This window comes from Actinobacillus delphinicola (genome assembly GCF_900638385.1).
Lineage (GTDB): Bacteria > Pseudomonadota > Gammaproteobacteria > Enterobacterales > Pasteurellaceae > Actinobacillus_C > Actinobacillus_C delphinicola.
In genome coordinates, this window is the sequence record NZ_LR134510.1 from 685,409 (window position 1) to 709,690 (window position 24,282).

Below are 24,282 nucleotides of genomic sequence, written 5' to 3' on the forward strand. Positions count from 1 at the left end.
CTCGACTTATGCTGCCTTTTTCAGCATAAGATTTTTAACTACTCAGACTTTACTTGAAAGTCTCTTTAGTTTTCAGCTTGATTTTAAATTTTTAAAGAACAATTAAGACAATAAAATATCTTTAAATGGCGTCCCCAAGGGGATTCGAACCCCTGTTACCGCCGTGAAAGGGCGATGTCCTAGGCCTCTAGACGATGGGGACAACATTTAAAGATACTTTTAAAACTTTAATACGACATCGTATCTTTAAAGTCTTGTCTTTTGTTGTTTACAACTACTAAAACAATCTGTGTGAGCACTCACTGTCGCTTCATTTTGGTAAGGAGGTGATCCAACCGCAGGTTCCCCTACGGTTACCTTGTTACGACTTCACCCCAGTCATGAATCATACCGTGGTAAACGCCCTCCCGAAGGTTAAGCTATCTACTTCTGGTACAACCCACTCCCATGGTGTGACGGGCGGTGTGTACAAGGCCCGGGAACGTATTCACCGCGACATTCTGATTCGCGATTACTAGCGATTCCGACTTCATGGAGTCGAGTTGCAGACTCCAATCCGGACTTAGACGTACTTTCTGAGATTCGCTCACCCTCGCAGGCTCGCTGCCCTCTGTATACGCCATTGTAGCACGTGTGTAGCCCTACTCGTAAGGGCCATGATGACTTGACGTCATCCCCACCTTCCTCCAGTTTATCACTGGCAGTCTCCTTTGAGTTCCCGGCCAAACCGCTGGCAACAAAGGATAAGGGTTGCGCTCGTTGCGGGACTTAACCCAACATTTCACAACACGAGCTGACGACAGCCATGCAGCACCTGTCTCATGGTTCCCGAAGGCACCCTCGTATCTCTACAAGGTTCCATGGATGTCAAGAGTAGGTAAGGTTCTTCGCGTTGCATCGAATTAAACCACATGCTCCACCGCTTGTGCGGGCCCCCGTCAATTCATTTGAGTTTTAACCTTGCGGCCGTACTCCCCAGGCGGTCGATTTATCACGTTAGCTACGGGCACCAGACCTAAAGCCCAATCCCCAAATCGACATCGTTTACAGCGTGGACTACCAGGGTATCTAATCCTGTTTGCTCCCCACGCTTTCGCACATGAGCGTCAGTATATTCCCAAGGGGCTGCCTTCGCCTTCGGTATTCCTCCACATCTCTACGCATTTCACCGCTACACGTGGAATTCTACCCCTCCCTAAAATACTCTAGCGACCCAGTATGAAATGCAATTCCTAGGTTAAGCCCAGGGCTTTCACACCTCACTTAAGTCACCGCCTGCGTGCCCTTTACGCCCAGTTATTCCGATTAACGCTCGCACCCTCCGTATTACCGCGGCTGCTGGCACGGAGTTAGCCGGTGCTTCTTCTGTGGCTAACGTCAAGTCAACGTGCTATTAACACGCCAACCTTCCTCACCACCGAAAGAACTTTACAACCCGAAGGCCTTCTTCATTCACGCGGCATGGCTGCATCAGGCTTGCGCCCATTGTGCAATATTCCCCACTGCTGCCTCCCGTAGGAGTCTGGGCCGTGTCTCAGTCCCAGTGTGGCTGGTCATCCTCTCAGACCAGCTAGAGATCGCCGACTTGGTGAGCCATTACCTCACCAACTATCTAATCCCACTTGGGCTCACTTCATGGCATGTGGCCTTGCGGTCCCACACATTTAATCTCTCGATATTACGCGGTATTAGCTACAGTTTCCCGTAGTTATCCCCCTCCATGAAACAGATTCCCAAGCATTACTCACCCGTCCGCCACTCGTCAGCAAAGAAAGCAAGCTTTCTTCCTGTTACCGTTCGACTTGCATGTGTTAAGCCTGCCGCCAGCGTTCAATCTGAGCCATGATCAAACTCTTCAATTCAAAGCTTGATTCGCTCAATAAGCTGACAAAAAGTCTTTCATTTAAAATGAATTTCTAGTTTGACACTCATTAAGACTTAGTTAAATTATTTAAACAAAGTCAATCAACAAGTGCCCACACAGATTGTCTAGTTAGTTGTTAAAGAACAAAAAACAACGACGCGAGAAGTAAATTCTTGTTAACAACGTCGCGTCGTTGTGTGGGGCGTATTATAGATATTTTGAAAACCTTTGCAAGCACTTTTTTAAAAAATTTTTAACTTTTTTATTAAAATTATAAAATATACTTATATTTAAGTATTATTACTTATAATTTTGTTATTTTTTGTTTATAATTTATCCATTTTGCTTATGTAAATGAATTTATCTATTTTCAAAACTTGAAAACAGAACAATAATTAAGCAGAATAGCTCCTTTGTTCCATCCATTAAGAATCTGTATGACGATTTTCACATCAACAATGTCTTCCCCTCTCGGTACCCTATGGCTTGGCGATTACCAAAATAGGTTGTGTTTTATTCAATTTACACCTGAGGGCGAGCTCTACACGCATCTTAATCGTTTAGTAAAAAAATTAAATGCAACACTTTGTGAAAAAGAAACGCCGCTTTTATTAGAGGCAAAGCGACAATTAACCGCTTATTTCAATAAGGAATCTAAAAGTTTTTCACTCCCCCTATTTTTAGAAGGAACTGATTTTCAGAAAAAGGTGTGGCAGGCATTAATGACTATCCCCTATGGAAAAACCTGTTCTTATCAAGATATCGCACGTAAAGTGGGTAATATAAATGCGGTTCGGGCTGTTGGCGGGGCGAATAATGCTAATTTATTACCAATTGTGATCCCTTGTCACCGAGTTATTCAGAAAAATGGTGGTTTAGGCGGGTATGATTGCGGGACCTCGCTCAAACAATTTTTATTAGACTTAGAACGCTCTGCGTAACACTCTCTTAAGATTAAAATTGATTAAAAATAGTTCTTCTGAATTGTTGTTTCTTTTTGTACAATGCGCCAGTTTATTTTTTAGATAAACAATTTGTAATTTATACACAACTATAGAGGTTCTAATGAACTATTTTTTTCAAAATTTTATTGATACTGTAAAGAATTTTTCTTTTAAAGGTCGTGCAACACGTAAGCAATATTGGTTGTTTGTTTTAGCCCAAATTTTAGTTTTTATACTAATTGGTATAATAACTGCTATTTCTTTTGCTTGTAGCGTGCAATTCGCCCAATCAGGTAATTCAATTTCAATGCCTATTGCGATTTTTACCTTTGTAATTAACACAATATGCTCTGCCTATCCACTTGTTATCCTTATCCAAACTTGGGCAATAACTGCACGCCGTCTTCACGATGTAAATTTATCAGGTTGGTGGCAACTCATTGGATTTGTTCCGTTAATCGGCGGTATTATTCTCTTTATTCTGTTAGTTTTACCTAGCCGTAATGAAAATAACCGTTTTAATTTACTCCCCGAACAAAAATAATTTGAATCAATTCGACTAAAAACTATCGCCACAAAAATGTTTTGCTTTCTTTTTGTGACGGTAGTTTTATAAATCACGCCCCAATTTTCGTAAAAATTTTTAGGCTTTTCCAAATTATTCTAAAAACTGGCTCATATTTTCTTGGAAGCAAGTTTGTTTTTCTTTGCCATATTTAAACACGGCATAAGGTTTAGCTGCTGGGCAATGGTAATCTAGTCCGTCGTCATGTAGATGCAACCAACTTCCTTCTGGAATGCCTACAACGGTTTGATGTGGGTTACGAATACAATATTCTAAAATACGTTCATCTCGAGTTTCACCCATGTGGTTTTCGATCGTTGCATCAATATAATGCGGGTTAATTTGGAAAGGAACAAAATTAAGTGAAGATGTAATCGCGGCATCTACGATACACATATCATTGGTTGTACACATTGTTGGCGCACAAATCACTGTACCCGCACTCCAGCCAACATACACTTTATTTTGTTTTAATACGGCTTTACGGATTGGTTCGATTAACCCAAAATCATGAAGTGATTTATTTAAATACCACGTGTTTCCACCACTCACTAAAATCGCATCTGCCCATTCAATACCTTCAACAGGATCTTTAAATTCATGGATACCTTTAATATCTAACGGCATATCACTAAAGCTATCGCGCACGCTATTCACTCGTTCGTCGTAGCTTAAACGGATAACTGCATACGGAATTACAACAACTCTTTGGACATTTTGTTTTAAAAATGAGGCCTTAATTTCAGGTAATGCAAATTCTAATAACACTTTGGAGGTCGGTAATTTGCCATTACTTAACATGAAAACTTGCATAAACATCTCCTATTAAAAGGTTAATAAACTAATCAGTGTAGAAATAATAATACCACCTAACATTGGCACCGCAGTACGTTTTGCGAGTGTAAATGGTGAAACATTTGCAACACCTGCGATGGCTACCACGTTTGGTGCGATTGGCGAAATATTTCGGCTCATACCGGAAACAAATTGCATTGGCAATAACATCATGACCGGTGCAATCCCCATGCGTCCTGCAATTTCTGGAACTAAATTGGCGAAAGAGAAAAATGCGGCATTTCCAGAACCCATAAGAATAGATGTCACCATAATGATCACCACCATTACGATAGTCATGGCGATCGGTCCAAAACCAGCGGTTTCTGCACTATGGATAATAATGTCAATTGCGCCGATGGCTTTTAAACCCTCTGCAAAAGTTTGCCCTGCCACAATAAAAGTTACAACAGTGGCGAATTGTTTTCCCATGCCATCAAAGAAAACTTGTAATGAATTGACGACCTTTTTACCTTGCCGTAAGGAGATATATTCAAAAATTAGTGCAATCACAACGGAAATAAACATGGCTGTGGTGACATCCATATTAATGCTACTAATTGTGAGTTTGTTAAACATGAAAATTAACACAAGCGGAATAATAGGTAACACCGCATAGATGGTCGGTGCTTTGCTTAATGTACCTTGAGTTTGATCATCAATATTTAAGTCATCATCACCATCACAATTTGTGTCAACGGTATTACGATCAAGGAATTTATTCACGATGACTAATAGGACGGCAATAACAGCTAAAGAAGCAATACTGACTAGAATTTGATATTTCACTACGTATTCCACCACATTAATGCCAATAATGTCAGCGGCAAAATTCACATTGCCTTGTGCTGGTCCCATTTCCACGGCGACGGCAGTCGCAATTGGTGTACAGGCAGTTAATGGTGTTAATCCTACGCCTCGCATTAATGGGTAAAGCGTCACCATCAGTAAAACGCCTAATCCAGATGCGCTAGTGATGAAGATAGAAAGAAATTCCCCGACTAAAAAACATAGAGCCATAAACAAATAAGGTTTATGGCGGATCTTTTCTAAAGGTTTTGTGAGAACTTTAACAAGTGCCGCTGATGCCCCAACCTGTTGCATATAAAGAGCAAAGCCGGCAATTGCCATAATTTTTAGCCCAAGTCCTGCATTTTGTTCTGCAAAGGTATTCTTCATATATTGAAAAATATCCAATAGATACGAGCCTGTTGATTTATCAGCTGGCAATGGCATACCTGTACCAAAAATAAATGCAATCAACATAAGAAGCATGCCACCACCCATGAGGGTAGCTTGGGCTTGATATCCCTTTAACACAAAATATGCCACGGCTATCGTAACCGCACTTGCAACAATAATTTCCCACATATTTAATCCCCTACAAAGTTTATGACTAATAAGATAATAGGTAATGGATTTTTTTGTGCAATGGGTTTCGTCTGAGGAAAGGTTTTTAAGTAAGAATGTTTAAATGAGTGTTAAAACGAGGAAAAGAATTTTTGATAAATTAGTTAAATCTCACACTTTTAAGGGAAGTGTGAGATTTGTATAAATTTTTCCGAAAAACGGGGCGTGATTAATCAATCACAACATCACCCCATAAATCATATTCATCTGCATCAGTAATTGTGACTTGAAGAATTTCACCTACGGTCGGTTTAAAATCTTCTGTCGCAGCGATATACACTAGCCCATCAATTTCTGGAGCATCTGCCATAGAGCGTCCAATAATGCCTTCTTCATTCACTTCATCCACCATCACTGGTAACGTTTTGCCAATTTTTTGTTGAAGACGTTGCGCAGAGATTTCTTGTTGAAGTTGCATAAAGCGGTGGAAGCGTTCTTCTTTCACATCTTCTGGTACTTGATCAGGCATATCTGTTGCTGTCGCCCCTTCTACAGGACTAAATTTAAAGCAGCCCACACGGTCAAGTTGTGCTTCTTTTAAGAAATCCAATAGCATTTGGAAGTCTTCTTCTGTTTCACCTGGGAAACCTACAATGAAAGTAGAACGCAAGGTTAATTCTGGGCAAATCTCACGCCATTGTTTAATGCGTTCTAATACACGATTCACCGCACCTGGGCGTTTCATTGCTTTTAGAATTTTAGGACTTGCGTGTTGAAGTGGAATATCTAAATACGGAAGAATTTTTCCTTCTGCCATAAGTGGAATTAAATCATCAACGTGCGGATATGGATACACATAGTGTAAACGCACCCAAATACCCAGTGTACCAAGCTCACGGCAAAGGCTAACAAGATTATTTTTAATCGGTTTACCTTGCCAGAAAACGGTTTTATTTTGATTTTCTTTACCTTGATCAAGCAAATACGCAGAAGTATCTTGTGATACTACTAATAATTCTTTTACGCCTGCATCAGCAAGGCGTTTCGCTTCATCTAATACCTGTGTGATATCACGGCTATCTAATTTTCCTCGCATTGAAGGAATAATACAGAATGTACAGTTGTGATCGCATCCTTCAGAAATTTTTAAATAAGCATAGTGTTTTGGCGTTAATTTCACGCCTTGTGCTGGCACTAAGCTGACGAAAGGATCACGCTCTGGTTTTGGTACATATTTATGGACTTGCTCCATCACTGTTTCATAACTGTGTGGACCACTCACTTCCAGTACTTTTGGATGTACTTGGCGGATTTGATCCTCTTTTGCTCCAAGGCAGCCCGTTACGATAACACGACCATTTTCCTCTAGTGCTTCACCGATAGTTTCTAATGATTCTTGTACCGCACTATCAATAAATCCACAGGTGTTTACAATCACTAAATCCGCATTTTCATAAGTAGGAATAATGTTATAACCGTCAGTTCTTAATTCCGTTAAAATACGTTCCGAATCAACTAAATTTTTAGGGCACCCAAGGCTTACGAAGCCAATATTTGGTGTTTTGCTCATGTTCTACTCTCAATAAATTAAAAAAAAGACCGCACTTAAAAAAGTGCGGTGTTCTTCAGAAATACGCTTTATTTCTGGTGTGTTTTTTGATGGCTATCGAACCATCCTCGCACAAATTGGATACTCACAATAAATCCAATTAAAATAAGGATATATAGAATATAACTTACAATTGGGCTAGATACTTCTTCTGCTTTCATAATTGGTTTAATTGATACAATATTTGGATAAGTATCAAAAATTTTAATTCGCCAACCATAATATTTAATTTGCACTAAATGATCACCTTCAAGGCTTTGAGCCATGGCAGCCACATCAGCAGAATTAAATTTAAAGTAGAATGGGAACCCCCAACGAGTATCCTCATCACGATATACTTTTACACTACTATCGTTGTCTGGTGCATGGGTATAAACAAAATAAACATCACGTGTTGGACCATCTGCCACATTAGACTTACTGATTAGCCCATCCTTGTCCATACGTTTTACTTCAATTCCTGTAATATAAGCCGTACGATAGCTTGGCATAACATAATTTACACCAATAGCTAAACTTGCAAAAATAGCAAAGATCACGATAAATAAAAAATCTTTTACATATCTCATTTGATACTCCTTACTCCTAGACCCTTAGCCTAAAGATTGTACATCAATTTTAAATAAACGCTCAAAATTTTCTGTCGTAATCTGTGCAAAATCATCTATTTTATGATTTTTTAACGTTGCTAAATATTCACACACTTGACGAGTATAAGCTGGCTGATTTTGTTTTCCTCGATATGGAATTGGTGCTAGATATGGACTATCCGTTTCGACAAGTAACCGATCCACAGGCACCTTACGCACTACATCACGTAATTCTTCGGCATTTTTGAAAGTAATAATACCAGAAATTGAGATATAAAAACCAAGATCTAACACCGCTTTTGCCATTTCCCAATTTTCTGTAAAACAGTGAATTACCCCACCACATTTATCTGCCTGCATTTCTTTTAATAGGCTAATAGTATCTGCTCGTGCTTGACGTGTATGAACAATAATTGGTTTATTCACTTCGTTTGCGATTTGAATTTGTTCTGCAAAAACAGATTGTTGCTCAGCTTTACTTTCTTCACTGTAATAGTAATCTAGCCCCATTTCGCCGAGTGCAATAACTTTAGGATCTTGCACCAAACGACGAAGACGTGAAAAATCAATTTTCTCATCCTCAATATCTAAGGGGTGAATACCGCAGGCAAGTGACACTTCCTTAAAAGGACTTAACATATCGTAAGCCTTTTCAAAACGATCAAGCGTAACCCCAACCGCTAACATATGTTTCACATCCTGTGCTTTTGCTTTCGCAATCACATCGGCGACATTTTCATGTAATTTTTCATAATCTAATGCGTCTAAATGACAATGACTATCGACAATAAACATTTATTCTATTTCCTTAAGTTTTGGGGCAAAAATTTTTGTAATTAATTGTGTAAGCCCATCTAATAAAATTAATTCCTGATTCACTGCATTAATCTCACGTAAATCTGTACGCAGTTTTTGTAAAATCTGTTGAATACCTAACAATGAATCTACACTTAAATTTGCAGCAAATCGTTCTATACCTTTTGCGATATCTGCACATTGCCAACCAGAAAAGATACCTAACTTGTATTTTAAACTATCATTTACAAAAGCTTCTATCCAATCAAGTTGTTGAAATAATATGGCTTTATCAAATGAAGGTAAAATTTCTAGTGGCGATAATCGTGTGTAAAAAAGCCAGAAATGACGCAATAATGTTGTTCTCTGTTCTAATAAATTCTCTTGTACGAAATTAAGAGCAGATAAAGGTCTATAGGCGCTCATCCGCAATGCAGGCAACAAAATATCTTCTGATATATTAGGTAATTGTGTTTGTAACCACGCTACGCTTTGCATCGCAGAAGGGCTGGCAATTAACCATGGCTGACAACGGCTATAAATCGTCGGTAAAAGTGGCAATCCCTGTTCACTCTTAATCAAAAAATACGTGTTTGGTCGTGGTTCTTCTAGATTTTTCAAAATTGCATTAGCTGCAGCTTCCGTTAATCGATTAGCCCCATCAATAAACACAACTTTATTTCCGCCTTGCTGAGCAGACTGCGTTAATTTTTCTAACACTTCACGTACTTGATCCACCCCGATATCTTTATCTTCAATCGGTGCTAAGTGATAAAAGTCAGGATGATTATTTGCTTGATAAAGGCGGCATTGATGACAATGCCCACAAGGATGTACCTCATGAGATTGACATAATAAAAACCCAGAGATATGGAAAATTAATTCTTCAATGCCTAAACCAGTATCACCCTTAAATAACAACGCATGATGCCCTAGCCCACGCTGAAAGGCATAGGTAATTTTTTGATAATCAGTGATAAGCCAAGGGTAAAGTGGTTGCATAGTCTCTTTTTTCTTTGATTTTATTGCGTATTTTTAACAAAATTCTCAATTGCCTGTTTAATTTGTGCTTTAACGCTATCTAGTGGTTCACCTGCATGAATTAATACAGCATTTGGCTCATGTTGCACTAAATCAAGATAAGCATGACGAGTACGAGTGAAAAAATCCATTGCTTGATTTTCAATACGATCAAGTTCTCCCCTACCACGCGCCCTTGCTAAACCTAGTGTAGGATCAATATCTAGATACAAAACAAAATCAGGTTTGAAATCACCTAACACAGCCGTGCGTAATGTTTGCATCAATGCTTTATCCATACCTCGTCCCCCACCTTGGTAGGCTTGAGAGGACCAATCATGACGATCACCCACAACCCAAGTCCCTTTTTCTAAGGCGGGTTTTATTACATTTTCAACTAATTGCACTCTCGCAGCATAAAGCATTAATAGTTCTGCTTTATCAGTAATATTTTCTTCATTTTCATGTTTAATTAATTGACGGAGTTTTTCTGCCAATGGCGTTCCGCCTGGCTCACGTGTCGTGATAATGTCAGTAATTCCCTGTGCTTTCAACAGTTCAACTACATATTGATGAGCCGTTGTTTTACCCGCACCTTCTAATCCTTCGATGACAATAAACTTGCCTGTTTGCATTCTATTTTTTCCCTTGAATGTGTTGACGATACCACTGCAAATATTGACGTACTGCTTGATTATGTTCACTTAACGTATCGCTAAATTTATGTCCACCTGTACCATCTGCAACAAAGAACAATGCTTTGATATCCGCAGGATGTGCCGCTGCCTCTAATACGGATTGCGTTACCATCGCAATTGGTGTTGGCGGTAGCCCATTAATAATATACGTATTATAAGGCGTTGGCGTCATTAAATCTTTCTTACGGATATTTCCGTGATAATTATCGCCCATACCATAAATGACTGTCGGATCGGTTTGTAAACGCATACCCTTTTTAAGACGATTTACAAAAACTGCTGCCACTTTCGGCTGTTCTTCTTTAAGGCTCGTTTCTTTTTGAATCAAAGAAGCAAGAATTAATAGATCATATGGCGTTTTAAGTGGCAAATCTTTTGCCCGACTTTCCCACGCTTCTGCTAACCCTCTTTGTAACCGCACACTCGCTCTTTTTAGTAGCTCCAGATCAGTTGAATCAGGCGTATAGCTATACGTATCAGGATAAAACCACCCTTCTAAATTGGTATTTCCTGTCGTAGTCGGTAACCCAAGTAATGCATAGATTTGAGCATCTGTTTTACCGAGTAACGTATGTTTAAGATGAGATAATTTATCTAAAATTTGTCGCCACTCTTTAAACGTTGTACCTTGAATAAAACGAGCTTGAAATTGTACTTCTTTCCCTTTATTCACTAACTCTAATAAATCCTGAACATCAGATACGCCATTTAATGAATAAGCACCCGCTTTGATGTGTCCTAATTCTGGATGCAATTTTAAATACCAAGGTAATAAGCTTGCATCAGCAAGAATATGATCTTCTTCAATAAGTTTTGCGAGTCTTTTTGTTGTCGTTCCACGAGGCACATCTAATAATTGCCCCGCTTGAACAGTTAATTTTTGCTTAGGAAATTGCGTAATTTTTTGGTAACCACTCCATACCGTAAATCCGATCCCTACTACAAGCACAGTGCAAACAACCGCTATTGCTTTACGCATATATTTTCCTTTCGTATCAAATTATTAGAAAATTTTTTCCTTGTAATGTTTACGGCATACAGAGATATAACTTTCGTTGCCACCAATCTGAATTTGTTCACCATCTTTCATAACCTGCCCATCAGCATTAAGACGCAAAACAAAATTTGCTTTTTTACCACAGTGACAAATTGTTTTTAATTCTACCAATTTGTCTGCCCAAGCTAATAAATATTGGCTACCTTCAAAAAGCTCAGCACGAAAATCATTTCTTAATCCATAGCATAATACGGGGATATCTAATTTATCTACGACTTCACTCAATTGAAAAACTTGCTGCTTTGTCAAAAACTGTGCTTCATCTACCAAAATACAATCTAAGTGTTGAACAGCATCCGCTCGGCGAATATCTTCAAATAAATTAGTTTCTTTATTAAATAACTTGGCATCGCAACTGATACCAATGCGTGAAGATACTTTTCCGACACCAAAACGATCATCTATCGCTGCAGTGTAAACACAAGTACGCATATTACGTTCACGATAGTTATAATCAGATTGCAATAGTGTTGTCGATTTTCCTGCATTCATAGAGGAATAATAAAAATAAAGTTTTGCCATTTTTTATTCCTCAATTGCCGCTAATTCTGTCATTGCCCAACGTGGTTTAACTTGGATAGAGAGCGGAGATGTTTCGCCATGTTTTAAACGTAAGAAACCAACATATGCAATCATCGCACCATTATCAGTACAGAATTGTGGTTGAGGATAAAAAACTTGTCCGTGAAATTCTTGCATTAATTTTTCCAAACCTGCACGCAAAGGTTTATTTGCACTCACACCGCCAGCAATCACTAAGCGTTTTAAGCCAGTTTGTTTTAATGCACGGCGACATTTGATAATCATCGTATCAATTACTGCTGCTTGGAAGGCACACGCTACATCTGCTCGGTCCTGTTCTGAAAGTTCACCTTTCTCTTTAAGAATCTGATTAATCGTATTCGCTGCAAATGTTTTTAAACCTGAAAAACTAAAATCTAGTCCAGGACGATCCGTCATTGGTCGAGGAAAATGGAATCGATCCATCGATCCTTTTTCAGCAAGACGAGATAATTCTGCTCCACCTGGATAATCAATTCCTAATAATTTTCCTGTTTTATCAAAGGCTTCACCTGCCGCATCATCAATGCTTTCGCCGAGGATCTCATATTTCCCAACACCATCTACTCGTACGATCTGAGTATGTCCACCAGAAACTAATAATGCGATAAATGGAAAATCAGGACGATCTTTTTCCAACATTGGTGCCAATAAATGCCCTTCCATATGATGAACACCCACAGCTGGCTTACCCCATGCATATGCCAAAGATCTTGCTACAGTCGATCCAACAAGTAATGCTCCTACTAATCCAGGTCCTGCAGTATAGGCGATACCGTCAATATCATCAGAAGTTAAATTTGCTTCTTCAAGTGCTGCTTTAATTAAAGGTGCCGTTTTACGAATGTGATCACGCGAAGCAAGCTCTGGCACTACGCCGCCATAATCGGCATGCATTGCAATTTGAGTATATAATTGGTTTGCAATTAATCCTTTTTCTTCATCATAAATTGCGACACCTGTTTCATCACAAGAGGTTTCTATTCCTAAAATACGCATTTTTTTCCTGAATTTGTTCTTAATTTAGCCTAAAAAAGTGGCGAAGATTTTACCCTGTTTATGCCAATTTAAAAAGTTTAGTTAAGGATTTTCCGCAAAAGATCAAAGTTTATTTTGCTTTTGAGCCAAAATTAGATTAAAATTGCGACCCTTATTTGACTATCAATTAGCAACGCACGTGCGTTCATTATTGATATACACATAAATTTTGCAAAATATCTATTATTGAGGTGATGGCATATGCCAGTAATTAAAGTACGTGAAAACGAATCTTTCGACGTTGCATTACGTCGCTTTAAACGTTCTTGCGAAAAAGCAGGAATCTTAGCAGAAGTTCGCAGCCGCGAATTCTACGAAAAACCAACTACTATTCGCAAACGTGAAAACGCAACTCGTAAAAAACGTCATGCAAAACGTGTTGCTCGTGAAAATGCACGTAACACACGTTTATACTAATTAAGTCGAATCTTTTACTTTTTTAGTAGACCGAGTTATACAGACCGTGATGCGTTGAGCGTCACGGTTTTGTTGTATAATAAAGACCTTTTTTGGCAAAATACCAATTCCATTTATTCTCTATCACTTATAAGCAGGCAAAACAATGGCGGGTAGCATTCCACGTGGATTTATTGACGATCTTTTAGCAAAAACAGATATTGTTGATGTCGTTAGTAGTCGAGTGAAATTAAAAAAAGCAGGGCGCGAATACCATGCTTGTTGCCCATTTCATCATGAAAAAACACCATCTTTCACTGTGAGCCCTAAAAAACAATTCTATTATTGTTTTGGCTGTCATGCGAAAGGTAATGCGATTACTTTTTTGATGGAATATGATCAGCTTTCTTTTGTTGAAGCGATAGAAGAACTCGCAAGTCGCTTAGGATTAGACGTCCCTTACGAACGATCCTCAAATTTTGATCCGCAAAAACCTCAACCTGCACCACAAGCTAAGCGTGATCTTTACGATCTTATGCAACAGATCGCCCTTTTTTACCGAGATCAATTGACACATTCCATGCCTGCATTGGATTATGTGCGAACTCGTGATCTCTCACCAGAAGTGATTTCACGCTATCTTATTGGTTATGCGCCAGCGGGTTATGATATTTTGACAAATACCTTTAGATCACGCCCCAATTATCAGAAAGATTTATTAGATCTCGGTATGCTTGCATCAAATGATCGTGGTAAACATTACGATCGTTTTCGAGACCGCTTAATTTTCCCAATCCGTGATCGCCGTGGGCGTGTTATTGCTTTTGGTGGGCGTGTTTTAAATAATACGGATAAGCCTAAATATCTCAACTCCCCTGAAACAGCAACTTACCATAAAGGGCGAGAATTATACGGTTTATATGAAGTCTTACAAAATCGCAATGATATTCAACAACTTTTAATTGTTGAAGGTTATATGGATGTGGTCGCACTTGCACAATTTGGCGTAGATTATGCTGTTGCAAGCCTTGGCACAGCAACCACACCTGAGCAACTTCGTATTGCTTATCGCCATACCGATAAAATTGTTTGCTGTTATGATGCGGATCGCGCAGGTCGAGATGCGGCATGGCGCGCACTAGAAAATGTTTTACCACTTTTAGAAGATGGTCGCCAAATTAAATTTATTTTTCTACCTGATGGTGAAGATCCTGATACTTTCGTGCGTAAATATGGTAAAGAAAGTTTTGAGGCTTATATTGAAAATGCACAAGGGTTTAGTGACTTCTTCTTCAACCATTTAAAACCATTAATTGATTTTTCTAGCGAAGAAGGCAAAATCAAATTAGTGTCACTGAGTATGCCTCTTATCGCTAAAATTCCTGGTGAAATGCTAAAAAATCATCTGATTACCACCCTACAAGGTTTAGTGGGTGTGTGGGATAGACAAGCACTTATGAAACTATACCAACAGCAAAAAGATGAAGAGGCAACACCTGATAAAAAAACGACGACAACCGATCGAAAAATTACACCAATTCGTGTATTAATTAGCTTATTACTACAAGATCCAAGCCTTGCTAATCTTAAAACAGCTGCTGGCGATGAAATTATCTTGCCTCCAGTGGATGAACTCCAAGATGTCGGCTTTTCACTATTTTCCCAATTATTTCAACAGTGTAAAGAGCATATTGGATTAACAACAGGGCAACTTTTAGAAAATTGGCGTGAAAGTAAGTTCTTCAATGCCCTTGAAATTCTTGCAACTTGGGATCATCTTGTAGAAGATGAGAACCTTTATGAAATGACGTTTATTGAAAATTTACGTGTTATCCAAAAACAATATTTGGAAAAGCGGATCGCAACGCTTATTGCAAAAGAACGATCTTCTGGTTTAGAAGATCAAGAAAGAGTGGAATTAGCCATGCTTATTCAGGGAAATCACTTATAAAATAATAGTTAATCTTTTTCAACAGTGGTACACTCGTCCAGTTTTGTGCATTCACTGTAACATTCTTCTTTTTTGAGGCAAATTTTATATGGAACAAACCCAACAATCTCAATTAAAACTTTTAATTGCGCAAGGTAAAGAACAAGGTTATTTGACCTATGCAGAAGTAAACGATCACTTGCCAAGTGAACTTCTCGATGCAGATCAAATTGAAGATATTATCCAAATGATTAATGACATGGGTATTCAAGTGCTAGAAGCTGCACCTGATGCCGATGATCTTATCTTAAATGAAAATGTTTCTAACAATGCAGATGATGACGCTGTAGAAGAAGCAACCCAGGTTCTTTCTACCGTTGAAGCAGAACTTGGTCGCACAACTGATCCAGTCCGTATGTATATGCGTGAAATGGGAAGTGTCGATCTTTTAACCCGTGACGGTGAAATTAGCATCGCTAAACGTATTGAAGAAGGTATCGTAGAAGTTCAAAGTGCTATCGCAGCATACCCAACTGTCCTACTTCCATTCCTTGCACAATATGATTTGGTTGAAGAAGGTGGTATGCGCCTTGCTGACCTTGTTACAGGCTTTGTTGATCTCAATGCTGAAATTGAAGCAGAAGCTCAAGGTGCAGATGAAGACGATTTACCAATCGATGAAGATGATGAAATCGTACCAAGCAATTCACATAAAAAATCAATCGCTGATGACGATGATGATGAAGATGACAGTGATGATGATACAGATGATAGTGATGATGCGGATGAAAATAGCGATAACAGCATCGATCCAGAATTTGCACGTGAAAAATTCACTGAATTAAAAGTACAGTGCGATAAAACCATTAAAGCGATTGAAAAACACGGTCGTACTCGCAAAGCGGCTAAAGATCAAATTCAAGCATTATCCGAAATTTTCATTCAATTCCGCCTTGTACCAAAACAATTCGACCGCCTCATCGAAGAAATGCGTGCAATGGCAAAACGTGTTCGCCAAGAAGAACGCCAAATTCGTACTCTTGCTGTTGAACGTGCAAAAATGCCAAAAGATGACTTTACAGAACGCTTCAAAAATAAAGGTAGCAATGCAGCTTGGTTAGATAAAGCGTTAAAAGTGAAAAAAACTTGGGCAGAAAAACTTGCTCGTTATGAGCCTGAAATCCGCCAACACATTGATAATTTAGCAAAAATTGAAGAAGAAACAGGTTTAACCCTCGAACAACTTCATGAAATTTGCGATAAAGTTTCTCAAGGCGAATTAAAAGCACGCCGTGCGAAAAAAGACATGGTAGAAGCTAACTTACGTTTAGTTATCTCTATTGCGAAAAAATACACTAACCGTGGCTTACAATTCCTTGATCTTATCCAAGAAGGTAACATTGGTTTGATGAAAGCGGTAGATAAATTTGAATACCGTCGTGGTTATAAATTCTCTACTTATGCGACTTGGTGGATTCGTCAGGCCATCACTCGTTCAATTGCAGATCAAGCACGTACTATCCGTATTCCAGTACATATGATTGAAACGATTAATAAACTTAACCGTATCTCTCGTCAATGTTTACAAGAAATGGGACGTGAAGCAACGCCTGAAGAGTTAGCAGAACGTATGGGTATTCCAGAAGAAAAAATCCGTAAAGTGCTTAAAATTGCCAAAGAACCTATTTCTATGGAAACTCCGATCGGTGATGATGACGATTCACATTTAGGTGACTTCATTGAAGACACTAACCTAGCATTACCGTTAGATTCTGCAACAGCACAAAGCCTTAAAATGGCGACTAACGAAGTACTTGAAGGTCTTACTCCACGTGAGGCGAAAGTATTACGTATGCGTTTTGGTATTGATATGAATACAGACCACACGTTAGAAGAAGTGGGTAAACAATTTGATGTTACCCGTGAACGTATCCGTCAGATCGAGGCAAAAGCACTACGTAAATTGCGCCACCCTAGCCGTAGCGAAACATTACGTAGCTTCTTAGACGAATAATTTCCATAAATTAAAAAACCTCTCACTTGAGAGGTTTTTTTACGCCCCGATTTTCGGAAAATTTTTTACTTTATTGCCGTTAAATATTTATCCCATTCAAAATATTTGCCTGGATCTATTTTACGCTCTGGTGAAATATGGCAATGCCCCACAATTCGCTCTGCTGTAATTTTCGGATAAGCTTGCATAATTGATTTCGTTAGCGCAATGAGCGTATCGTACTGGGCTTGTGTAAACGGTTGATTATCACTCCCCTCCAACTCAATCCCTATCGCAAAATCATTACATCTATCACGCCCTTGAAATGAAGATAATCCTGCATGCCAAGCACGATCATTTAAATTAACGTACTGCGTTATATTTCCTTCACGATTAATCAAACAATGAGAAGAAACGCGTAAATCCGCAATTTCTTTAAAATAGGGATGCGCATTAGGATCGAGTTTTCCTTGAAAAAAATCATCAATAAAATGCTGACCAAATTCTTCTGGCGGCAAACTAATATAATGAATCACTAATAGTGAAATATCATTTATATCGGGACGTTTATCAAAATGCGGGGATGGACACTGGTCCACGGTGGGCAGAGTACCATTGATGATCTGTAATTGCAGAGGAGCGACTATATTCTGTTGTTTTTGAGACATAATTTTGCCTTTCTGTGAGGAAGATCGTAAAAAATAAAGGGAAACTTATTTCTCCTTAAAGTCCTACTTCATAATACCACTCTACTATTTAACTATTGGAGTCTATTATGATTATTTCTCAGAAATTATATCGTGGATTTACCCTCATTGAACTGATGATTGTCATCGCAATCGTGGCAATTTTAGCGACTATTGCCATTCCTTCCTACCAAAACTATACAAAAAAAGCGGCCGTCACAGAACTTATTCAAGCCTCTGCACCTTATAAATCAGCCGTCGAATTATGCTTATTACAAACTGATGATCTGACAACTTGTAATGCAGGTGAAAATGGGATTCCTGATAACATCAGTAATCAAGGTCGAATCCAATCTCTTACTGTAAAAGCAGGGGTAATTTCTGTTATTGGACAAAATAATTTGAAAGGCATCGAATACCATTTAACACCACCAGCAAATGCCCAAAATCAGTGGACCGTGACTTGTTCTGATAAAACTGTTTTCCCTGCTGCATTCTGTCAAGCTCAATAGGAATTGATATGACAATAAACGTTTCTACACCACCATGTGTCTTTGATGTTGAAGGTAATCAATTTCAACTGTCCAGCGAAAGGTGGCAGTTAAATAAAAGCCAATACCACATTCTATGTCGATATCTCGCCATTCCACTCGTAGAAGATAATGATACGCTCTGGCTTGGTGTAGAAAGTTTAGAAAATTTACAAGCCGTAGAGATATTTTCTTTTCTCACTGCGAAAACAATAGAACCCGTTGAATTATGCCATGAACAATTAAAAGCACTTTTACAACAACTCCAAACACCACAAGATGGTATAACACTTGATACCTTTTACGAACCAATTTCACCATCACCTTTGTCTGGAGGTTATTCCGTTGAGGAAGAACAAAAAGATGGAATTATTCTATGGTTGAACCAATGCTTTGAAGATGCATTAAAACAACGTGCATCAGATATTCATTTTAATCCACAGGCAAATAATTTAATGGTTTACTTCCGTATTGATGGAACACTAGCACTTTATAAAAAAATGCCTGCTAACTCGATATCACGTATTCTTTCTCGCTTAAAACTACTTGCGAAATTAGATATTAGTGAATCACGTTTACCACAAGACGGTCATTTTCAATTTAAAACGCCCTTATCTGATTACTTAGAATTTCGTCTTTCCTCACTACCAACTCAATTTGGAGAAAAAATTGTATTACGTTTACAACACAATACGCCTATTTTCACTGATTTTTCACAATTAGGAATGACAGAACCGCAATGTACTCTTTTTGAATGGGCCTTACGTCAACCCCAAGGACTTATTCTAGTGACAGGACCGACTGGAAGTGGCAAAAGCATTTCACTTTACAGTGCATTAGCACGGCTTAATGATGGAGAAAAGAATATTCTGACAGCAGAAGATCCCATTGAAGTCATCTTACCTGGCATTACACAAAGTCAAATAAATCCTGCTATCCAACTTTCTTTTGCTCGCTTACTCCGTACTTTTCTACGGCAAGATCCCGATATTATTATGCTCGGCGAAATTCGTGATGAAGAAAGTGCTAAGATCGCATTGCATGCTGCTCAAACAGGACATTTGGTTTTATCCACATTACATACAAACGATGCGCCTTCAGCTATCGCACGTTTAAAACAATTAGGCATTTCGCAATATGAATTAGATCACGCTCTTTTATTGATCATCGCTCAACGTTTAGTAAAAAGAATATGCCCACACTGCCAAAAATCATCACATAAAATGAAAAATTGTAAATGCCATAATGGATATAAAGGACGAATAGGTATTTTCCAATTTTTACGACCATTACCTGATGAGAAAGAAGGGGCTGTTTATATTGATTTTCCACATCTACGTGAGAGTGGTTTACTTAAAGTCCAAAAGGGTATTACGGATAATGACGAAATTTATCGTGTATTAGGAAATGATTATGAAGAGTCAGCCACATTTGCATAGTTTTCGTTGGCAAGGCGTAAATCCCTTTCAAGAAAAAGAACACGGCGAAATCATTGCTCAAAATAAATCAATAGCCCAAAAACAACTTTTACAGAGAGGCTTAAAACATCTTTCTATTCAAAAAAATTGGCAATTAAATACAGCACCCAGCCAGCAAATTATTTATCAATTTTTTGCACAACTTGCTGTCCTCTTAAAAGCAAATATCCCTATTAAAATTGCGCTGCAAATTACTTTACAAGATTGTACCAATATTGCTCTTTATCGTTGGATTTCAGCATTAATCACCCTATTAAACCAAGGATATTCACTTTCCTATGCGATGACAAAAGAAAATAAATATCTAACTTTTCAAGAATTATCATTAATTAAAGTTGGCGAAATGACTGGTAACATGCCTCATTTATGCAATAAAATTGCCGAAAATCAAAAACAACGTTTGAGTATTCAACGCAAAATCCAAAAAATCATGCTCTATCCAAGCCTCGTATTGGGCGTTTCATGTTTATTAACATTATTACTCTTAATTTTTATCGTTCCACAATTTGCACAAATGTATGCAAACCACCAACAAACACTCCCACTTTTTACGCAAATTCTTTTAATAATTTCACAATTTATTCGTACGCAAGGTATTTACTGGATAAGTATTTTCATTGCACTATTCTCTTTTACTAAATACTTTTTTCCACAAATCTTCCATAGATTACGCCAGCAATTGCGTAATCAAACCCCATTTTTCAGCCGCTTCAATCGCCTGAATCGCCAATATCATATTTCCCAAAACCTCAGTCTTATGTTAAAGGCTGGTATCCCATTAAATGAGGCTTTACGTTGTTTTATACAAGCTGAACGTACTTCCATACAAGATCCGATTCTTAAAAAGAGTATTGAAAAAACCTGTAAAGCCTTAATGCAGGGTTATGCATTCTCAACCTCATTAAGCACACAATTATTTTCTGCACAAGCTAAGCATATGATTCAACTTGGTGAAAAAACAGGTTCCCTCCCGCTCATGTTAGAAAAAATTGCCGAAAACACTCAGGAAAAATTAGACCATGAAATAGCGCTGATTTCACAGTTAATTGAACCCGTTATGATGGTCATTATTGGTATATTGATTGGTTCTATTATGTTAGGGCTTTATCTTCCTATCTTTAATATGGGCTCACTAATACAAGGATAGAATATGTTATTTACTCTCATCACATTTGGATTAATGAGTGCTATAAGTGGCTATCTCTCTTATACTTATTTAAATTTCTATCCCAAAGCCATAGCAAAACAAATCTGGAAAAATTTTACTACTTTATATCCCGACCTACTTCCACAAACAAATCATGGGATTAGCTTTAACATTCCACAATATTTTTATTCATCTCAACGTTTCTGTGTGACAAGTTTTATTATTATTTCAATAATAATTACTTTCCTCACACAACACGTTTACCAAAATATAATGGTAACTTTATACTTCAACATATATTTTGAAACACTATGGCTATTATGCCTATTTGATTTACGTTATCGCCTCATTCCTATTGAACTTTGCTACTTCCTTTTCTTTTTGGGCATTAATGCTGTAATTTATCACGTTATAGATCTCTCCTTAATTTCCAGTCTTTATCACGCTATTATTGGATTTAATACGTTTTATATTATTTCACTTATTGCAAAATGTATTTATAAAGAAGAGGCATTAGGCATGGGGGACTGTTGGTTGATGTTAGGGCTATGCAGTTCACTTTCTTTGATTCAAATTCCATGGCTTATCCTTATTGCTAGCCTACTCGGAATCACTTATGTTCTACTTGCTCGGTATTGGCAAAGAAATATCATACAAATTCCCTTCGTTCCTTTTCTAGCAGTAAGTCAAACTTTGCTGTTATTACAAAGCGTTTTATACTAAGAAAATAAAGAAAATAAAAAGGATATTATCATGAGCTATATTGTCGGTCTAACAGGTGGCATCGGAAGTGGAAAAAGTACAATTGCCTACTTATTTGCAGCCCTTGGTGTTCCTATCGTGGATGCTGATATCGTGGCACGAGAAGTCGTTGCCTGTGGGAAACCCGCTTTAAAAATGATTGCGAATCATTTTGGACAAGAAATTCTATTAGCTGATGGTACACTTAATCGTACTTTATTACGCAAAAAAATTTTCGAAAATCCTGGCGAGAAAAATTGGCTCAATACCTTACTACATCCCATCATACGCCAAGAATGTCTTGATCAACTCTCCGCTATAAAATCCCCCTATGTTTTATTTGTCGTTCCTTTGCTTATAGAAAATGGTTTAAATAATCTATGCCAATCTATTTTAGTCGTAGATGTATCAGAAGAAACTCAATTAAATCGCACTTGCCAACGAGATCAACAGTCAGAAAAGCTCATAAAAAAAATAATCTCATCACAGATTTCTCGGGTAGAACGCTTAAAATGGGCAACAGAAATTATCGAAAACAACATTGATCTGTCAGAAAACTTTTGTCATCTTGCTAAAGAAGTATTAACCCTGCACCATCTATATTTATCCAAATCGCAGCTTTGAGATTAGCAAGCTAGACTAAAAAATAAAAAAATTTTATTGATAATCATATTGTTATCACTCTAAATTTTTAGTTACATTGTTAAACTATTTTTACCTTAAATAATTATATTCTTAAAAAATATTTAACTTTTATGTGACTGCTATCACAAAAAAAATACAACATGATTGTCGTTAACTACTCTTTCTCTTATCCTTACTACAAATAGAGTAAAACTTAAGATGAAGGGTATCGAAATGAAACGTGCAGATCAATTACAACAAGCAAAAACAGATAAAGTATGGGATGTCGTCATCATTGGTGGTGGAGCAAGCGGATTAGGGATTGCTGTCGATGCAGCAAACCGTGGCTACTCAACACTTCTACTTGAACGTGTCGATTTCTCTAAAGGTACATCTAGCCGTAGTACAAAACTTGTCCATGGTGGCGTCCGTTATCTCGCTCAAGGTGACGTAAAATTAGTGCGTGAGGCATTACGTGAGCGTGGTCGTCTAGCAAAAAATGCACCTCACCTTTTTAAAAGTGAATCTTTCATTATTCCAGGAGAAAAATGGTGGACTGCTTATTACTATACCCTTGGTCTTAGCATCTACGATGCGCTTGCTGGAAAATTAAGTATTGGTCGTACAAAATATTTAAATCAACGCCAAGCAAATGAAGAACTCTGTGGCGTAAAACCAGAAAAATTAAATAATGCCGTTTGCTATTACGACGGTCAATTTGATGACTCTCGCCTTGCAATCAATCTTGCCCAGACCGCAATTGAACAAGGTGCAACAGTAGTAAATTACTGCGGTGTCATCGGTCTTGACAAAAATGCTCAAGGTAAAGTTTGTGGTGTCAAAGTAAAAGACATGATAGACGGTGAAGAATTTGATGTAAAAGCAAAATGTGTTATTAATGCAACTGGTGTTTTCACTAATGAAATCAATAAAATGGATAATCCAAGTGCAGGGGATACTATCGTGCCAAGTCAAGGAATCCATCTCGTTATTGATCGTAAATTCTTGCCTGGTGCATCTGCACTAATGGTACCCAAAACCTCTGATGGTCGTGTTCTATTCGCCGTGCCATGGCATGACAAACTGGTTGTAGGCACTACCGATACCCTCGTGAAAGAAGCTGAATACGAGCCAAAACCACTCGAACAAGAAGTAGATTTCATTCTAAAAACTGCCAAAGATTATTTAGTTGAAGCACCGACTCGTGAAGATGTGCGCTGTGTATATGTCGGCTTACGCCCACTTGCAGCACCGAAAGATAGCAGTCAATCGACTAAAGAAGTTTCACGTAGCCATAAAGTCGAAGTCAATGCTTCTGGTTTAGTAGATATCATCGGAGGTAAATGGACGACTTATCGTCAAATGGCAGAAGATACCATTGATGCAGCCATCAATGCAGGTCTATTACCACAAAAAACTTGTCATACTGAAAACCTTCATATTCACGGCTATGCGCCAGCGGATTGGAGTACATATCTTGGTTTCTACGGTAGCGATCGCCAATACATCGAAGCGATTGCTAAAGAAAATCCAGAATATGCGGAAAAAATTCACCCTGATTATCCTTTCTTTATGGCAGAAGTTATTTGGGCTGTCCGCGAAGAAATGGCACTTTCTGTTGAAGATGTGTTAGCCCGTCGCGCTCGTCTTTTATTCTTAGATGCTCGTGCAGCTAGCGATTCTGCTGAAAAAGTTGCTCAAGTGATGGCAAAAGAATTGGGCAAAGACGAGGCCTGGATAGCAGACCAAACTCAGCAATTCCAAGACTTAGCAAAACAATATTATTTCTAAAAGTCTCGCCCTAATTTTCGTAATTTTTTTTGATAATTGGG

Annotated in this window: 22 protein-coding genes, 1 tRNA gene and 1 rRNA gene; 11 read left to right on the forward strand and 13 right to left on the reverse strand. The window is 38.1% G+C overall.

What is annotated here, in order from left to right; all coding sequences use genetic code 11:
- Positions 1-126: 126 nt before the first annotated feature.
- Both EL259_RS03140 and EL259_RS03145 read right to left on the reverse strand, forming a co-directional pair.
- A tRNA-Glu gene (locus tag EL259_RS03140) sits at positions 127-202 on the reverse strand.
- 117 nt (positions 203-319) lie between these two features.
- A 16S ribosomal RNA gene (locus EL259_RS03145) occupies positions 320-1,862 on the reverse strand.
- Between the two features lie 439 nt (positions 1,863-2,301).
- Here EL259_RS03145 and EL259_RS03150 point away from each other — a divergent pair.
- Together EL259_RS03150 and EL259_RS03155 are read left to right on the forward strand one after the other, a co-directional pair.
- Positions 2,302-2,805, forward strand: coding sequence for a methylated-DNA--[protein]-cysteine S-methyltransferase (locus EL259_RS03150; protein WP_126598920.1), 504 nt, complete (start codon positions 2,302-2,304; stop codon positions 2,803-2,805).
- Positions 2,806-2,929: 124 nt separating this feature from the next.
- Positions 2,930-3,352, forward strand: a complete 423-nt coding sequence (locus tag EL259_RS03155; RefSeq protein WP_126598922.1) for a DUF805 domain-containing protein — start codon at positions 2,930-2,932, stop codon at positions 3,350-3,352.
- Positions 3,353-3,466: 114 nt separating this feature from the next.
- On the opposite strand, the gene pepE is transcribed toward EL259_RS03155, so the two are convergent.
- The 10 genes from pepE to tsaD form a co-directional block, all read right to left on the reverse strand.
- Entirely contained in the window at positions 3,467-4,186 is a 720-nt protein-coding gene (gene pepE / locus EL259_RS03160) for a dipeptidase PepE (protein WP_126598924.1), read from the reverse strand.
- Positions 4,187-4,198: 12 nt separating this feature from the next.
- The gene (gene dcuC / locus EL259_RS03165) at positions 4,199-5,578 is read right to left on the reverse strand and encodes a C4-dicarboxylate transporter DcuC (protein ID WP_126598926.1); all 1,380 of its coding nucleotides are present in this window, start codon (positions 5,576-5,578) and stop codon (positions 4,199-4,201) included.
- A gap of 208 nt (positions 5,579-5,786) precedes the next feature.
- The gene (gene rimO / locus EL259_RS03170) at positions 5,787-7,127 is read right to left on the reverse strand and encodes a 30S ribosomal protein S12 methylthiotransferase RimO (RefSeq protein WP_126598928.1); all 1,341 of its coding nucleotides are present in this window, start codon (positions 7,125-7,127) and stop codon (positions 5,787-5,789) included.
- 68 nt (positions 7,128-7,195) lie between these two features.
- Positions 7,196-7,735, reverse strand: coding sequence for a DUF1523 family protein (locus EL259_RS03175; protein ID WP_126598930.1), 540 nt, complete (start codon positions 7,733-7,735; stop codon positions 7,196-7,198).
- Between the two features lie 24 nt (positions 7,736-7,759).
- Positions 7,760-8,551, reverse strand: coding sequence for a YchF/TatD family DNA exonuclease (locus EL259_RS03180; protein WP_126598932.1), 792 nt, complete (start codon positions 8,549-8,551; stop codon positions 7,760-7,762).
- Complete coding sequence (locus EL259_RS03185; protein WP_126598934.1) at positions 8,552-9,553, reverse strand: DNA polymerase III subunit delta'; 1,002 nt, start codon at positions 9,551-9,553, stop codon at positions 8,552-8,554. It abuts the gene before it with no gap.
- Positions 9,554-9,573: 20 nt separating this feature from the next.
- Complete coding sequence (gene tmk, locus EL259_RS03190) at positions 9,574-10,206, reverse strand: dTMP kinase (RefSeq protein ID WP_126598936.1); 633 nt, start codon at positions 10,204-10,206, stop codon at positions 9,574-9,576.
- Between the two features lies 1 nt (position 10,207).
- A complete protein-coding gene (gene mltG, locus EL259_RS03195) occupies positions 10,208-11,248 on the reverse strand; it encodes an endolytic transglycosylase MltG (RefSeq protein ID WP_126598938.1) in 1,041 nt (346 codons plus the stop codon).
- Between the two features lie 24 nt (positions 11,249-11,272).
- Positions 11,273-11,848, reverse strand: a complete 576-nt coding sequence (locus EL259_RS03200) for a thymidine kinase (protein WP_126598940.1) — start codon at positions 11,846-11,848, stop codon at positions 11,273-11,275.
- Positions 11,849-11,851: 3 nt separating this feature from the next.
- Positions 11,852-12,886 (reverse strand): tRNA (adenosine(37)-N6)-threonylcarbamoyltransferase complex transferase subunit TsaD, encoded by a 1,035-nt coding sequence (gene tsaD / locus EL259_RS03205; protein WP_126598942.1) that lies wholly within the window; start codon positions 12,884-12,886, stop codon positions 11,852-11,854.
- A gap of 240 nt (positions 12,887-13,126) precedes the next feature.
- Between tsaD and rpsU the strand changes: the two genes are divergently transcribed.
- The 3 genes from rpsU (at position 13,127) to rpoD (ending at position 17,265) form a co-directional block, all read left to right on the forward strand.
- Positions 13,127-13,342 carry a 30S ribosomal protein S21 gene (gene rpsU / locus EL259_RS03210; RefSeq protein ID WP_126598944.1) on the forward strand — a complete coding sequence of 72 codons (216 nt, stop codon included), beginning with the start codon at positions 13,127-13,129 and terminating at the stop codon, positions 13,340-13,342.
- Between the two features lie 145 nt (positions 13,343-13,487).
- On the forward strand, positions 13,488-15,272 hold the full coding sequence (gene dnaG / locus EL259_RS03215) for a DNA primase (RefSeq protein WP_126598946.1): 1,785 nt from the start codon (positions 13,488-13,490) through the stop codon (positions 15,270-15,272).
- 88 nt (positions 15,273-15,360) lie between these two features.
- Positions 15,361-17,265 (forward strand): RNA polymerase sigma factor RpoD, encoded by a 1,905-nt coding sequence (gene rpoD / locus EL259_RS03220; RefSeq protein WP_126598948.1) that lies wholly within the window; start codon positions 15,361-15,363, stop codon positions 17,263-17,265.
- A 65-nt stretch (positions 17,266-17,330) separates the two neighbouring features.
- Here the strand turns inward: rpoD and ampD are convergent, their stop codons facing one another.
- The gene (gene ampD / locus EL259_RS03225) at positions 17,331-17,912 is read right to left on the reverse strand and encodes a 1,6-anhydro-N-acetylmuramyl-L-alanine amidase AmpD (RefSeq protein ID WP_126598950.1); all 582 of its coding nucleotides are present in this window, start codon (positions 17,910-17,912) and stop codon (positions 17,331-17,333) included.
- Positions 17,913-18,019: 107 nt separating this feature from the next.
- Between ampD and ppdD the strand changes: the two genes are divergently transcribed.
- From ppdD to EL259_RS03255, 6 genes are all read left to right on the forward strand, one after another.
- Entirely contained in the window at positions 18,020-18,442 is a 423-nt protein-coding gene (gene ppdD / locus EL259_RS03230; RefSeq protein WP_126598952.1) for a prepilin peptidase-dependent pilin, read from the forward strand.
- Between the two features lie 8 nt (positions 18,443-18,450).
- A complete protein-coding gene (locus tag EL259_RS03235) occupies positions 18,451-19,899 on the forward strand; it encodes a GspE/PulE family protein (protein WP_126598954.1) in 1,449 nt (482 codons plus the stop codon).
- Positions 19,874-21,085: a type II secretion system F family protein gene (locus tag EL259_RS03240; protein ID WP_172594213.1), complete on the forward strand. Its 1,212-nt coding sequence runs from the start codon at positions 19,874-19,876 to the stop codon at positions 21,083-21,085. Before EL259_RS03235 ends, EL259_RS03240 begins: the two co-directional genes overlap by 26 nt.
- 3 nt (positions 21,086-21,088) lie before the next feature.
- Positions 21,089-21,808, forward strand: coding sequence for a prepilin peptidase (locus EL259_RS03245; protein WP_126598958.1), 720 nt, complete (start codon positions 21,089-21,091; stop codon positions 21,806-21,808).
- 30 nt (positions 21,809-21,838) lie between these two features.
- Positions 21,839-22,450, forward strand: coding sequence for a dephospho-CoA kinase (coaE, locus tag EL259_RS03250; RefSeq protein WP_126598960.1), 612 nt, complete (start codon positions 21,839-21,841; stop codon positions 22,448-22,450).
- 234 nt (positions 22,451-22,684) lie between these two features.
- Positions 22,685-24,241, forward strand: coding sequence for a glycerol-3-phosphate dehydrogenase/oxidase (locus tag EL259_RS03255; RefSeq protein WP_126598961.1), 1,557 nt, complete (start codon positions 22,685-22,687; stop codon positions 24,239-24,241).
- Positions 24,242-24,282: the final 41 nt, after the last annotated feature.

What these genes read in the sequence shown, in the direction of transcription:
- EL259_RS03150 (WP_126598920.1), top strand. Translation starts at nt 2,302, where the DNA reads ATGACGATTTTCACATCAACAATGTCTTCCCCTCTCGGTACCCTATGG.
- EL259_RS03155 (WP_126598922.1), top strand. Translation starts at nt 2,930, where the DNA reads ATGAACTATTTTTTTCAAAATTTTATTGATACTGTAAAGAATTTTTCT.
- pepE (WP_126598924.1), bottom strand. Translation starts at nt 4,186, where the DNA reads ATGCAAGTTTTCATGTTAAGTAATGGCAAATTACCGACCTCCAAAGTG.
- dcuC (WP_126598926.1), bottom strand. Translation starts at nt 5,578, where the DNA reads ATGTGGGAAATTATTGTTGCAAGTGCGGTTACGATAGCCGTGGCATAT.
- rimO (WP_126598928.1), bottom strand. Translation starts at nt 7,127, where the DNA reads ATGAGCAAAACACCAAATATTGGCTTCGTAAGCCTTGGGTGCCCTAAA.
- EL259_RS03175 (WP_126598930.1), bottom strand. Translation starts at nt 7,735, where the DNA reads ATGAGATATGTAAAAGATTTTTTATTTATCGTGATCTTTGCTATTTTT.
- EL259_RS03180 (WP_126598932.1), bottom strand. Translation starts at nt 8,551, where the DNA reads ATGTTTATTGTCGATAGTCATTGTCATTTAGACGCATTAGATTATGAA.
- EL259_RS03185 (WP_126598934.1), bottom strand. Translation starts at nt 9,553, where the DNA reads ATGCAACCACTTTACCCTTGGCTTATCACTGATTATCAAAAAATTACC.
- tmk (WP_126598936.1), bottom strand. Translation starts at nt 10,206, where the DNA reads ATGCAAACAGGCAAGTTTATTGTCATCGAAGGATTAGAAGGTGCGGGT.
- mltG (WP_126598938.1), bottom strand. Translation starts at nt 11,248, where the DNA reads ATGCGTAAAGCAATAGCGGTTGTTTGCACTGTGCTTGTAGTAGGGATC.
- EL259_RS03200 (WP_126598940.1), bottom strand. Translation starts at nt 11,848, where the DNA reads ATGGCAAAACTTTATTTTTATTATTCCTCTATGAATGCAGGAAAATCG.
- tsaD (WP_126598942.1), bottom strand. Translation starts at nt 12,886, where the DNA reads ATGCGTATTTTAGGAATAGAAACCTCTTGTGATGAAACAGGTGTCGCA.
- rpsU (WP_126598944.1), top strand. Translation starts at nt 13,127, where the DNA reads ATGCCAGTAATTAAAGTACGTGAAAACGAATCTTTCGACGTTGCATTA.
- dnaG (WP_126598946.1), top strand. Translation starts at nt 13,488, where the DNA reads ATGGCGGGTAGCATTCCACGTGGATTTATTGACGATCTTTTAGCAAAA.
- rpoD (WP_126598948.1), top strand. Translation starts at nt 15,361, where the DNA reads ATGGAACAAACCCAACAATCTCAATTAAAACTTTTAATTGCGCAAGGT.
- ampD (WP_126598950.1), bottom strand. Translation starts at nt 17,912, where the DNA reads ATGTCTCAAAAACAACAGAATATAGTCGCTCCTCTGCAATTACAGATC.
- ppdD (WP_126598952.1), top strand. Translation starts at nt 18,020, where the DNA reads ATGATTATTTCTCAGAAATTATATCGTGGATTTACCCTCATTGAACTG.
- EL259_RS03235 (WP_126598954.1), top strand. Translation starts at nt 18,451, where the DNA reads ATGACAATAAACGTTTCTACACCACCATGTGTCTTTGATGTTGAAGGT.
- EL259_RS03240 (WP_172594213.1), top strand. Translation starts at nt 19,874, where the DNA reads ATGAAGAGTCAGCCACATTTGCATAGTTTTCGTTGGCAAGGCGTAAAT.
- EL259_RS03245 (WP_126598958.1), top strand. Translation starts at nt 21,089, where the DNA reads ATGTTATTTACTCTCATCACATTTGGATTAATGAGTGCTATAAGTGGC.
- coaE (WP_126598960.1), top strand. Translation starts at nt 21,839, where the DNA reads ATGAGCTATATTGTCGGTCTAACAGGTGGCATCGGAAGTGGAAAAAGT.
- EL259_RS03255 (WP_126598961.1), top strand. Translation starts at nt 22,685, where the DNA reads ATGAAACGTGCAGATCAATTACAACAAGCAAAAACAGATAAAGTATGG.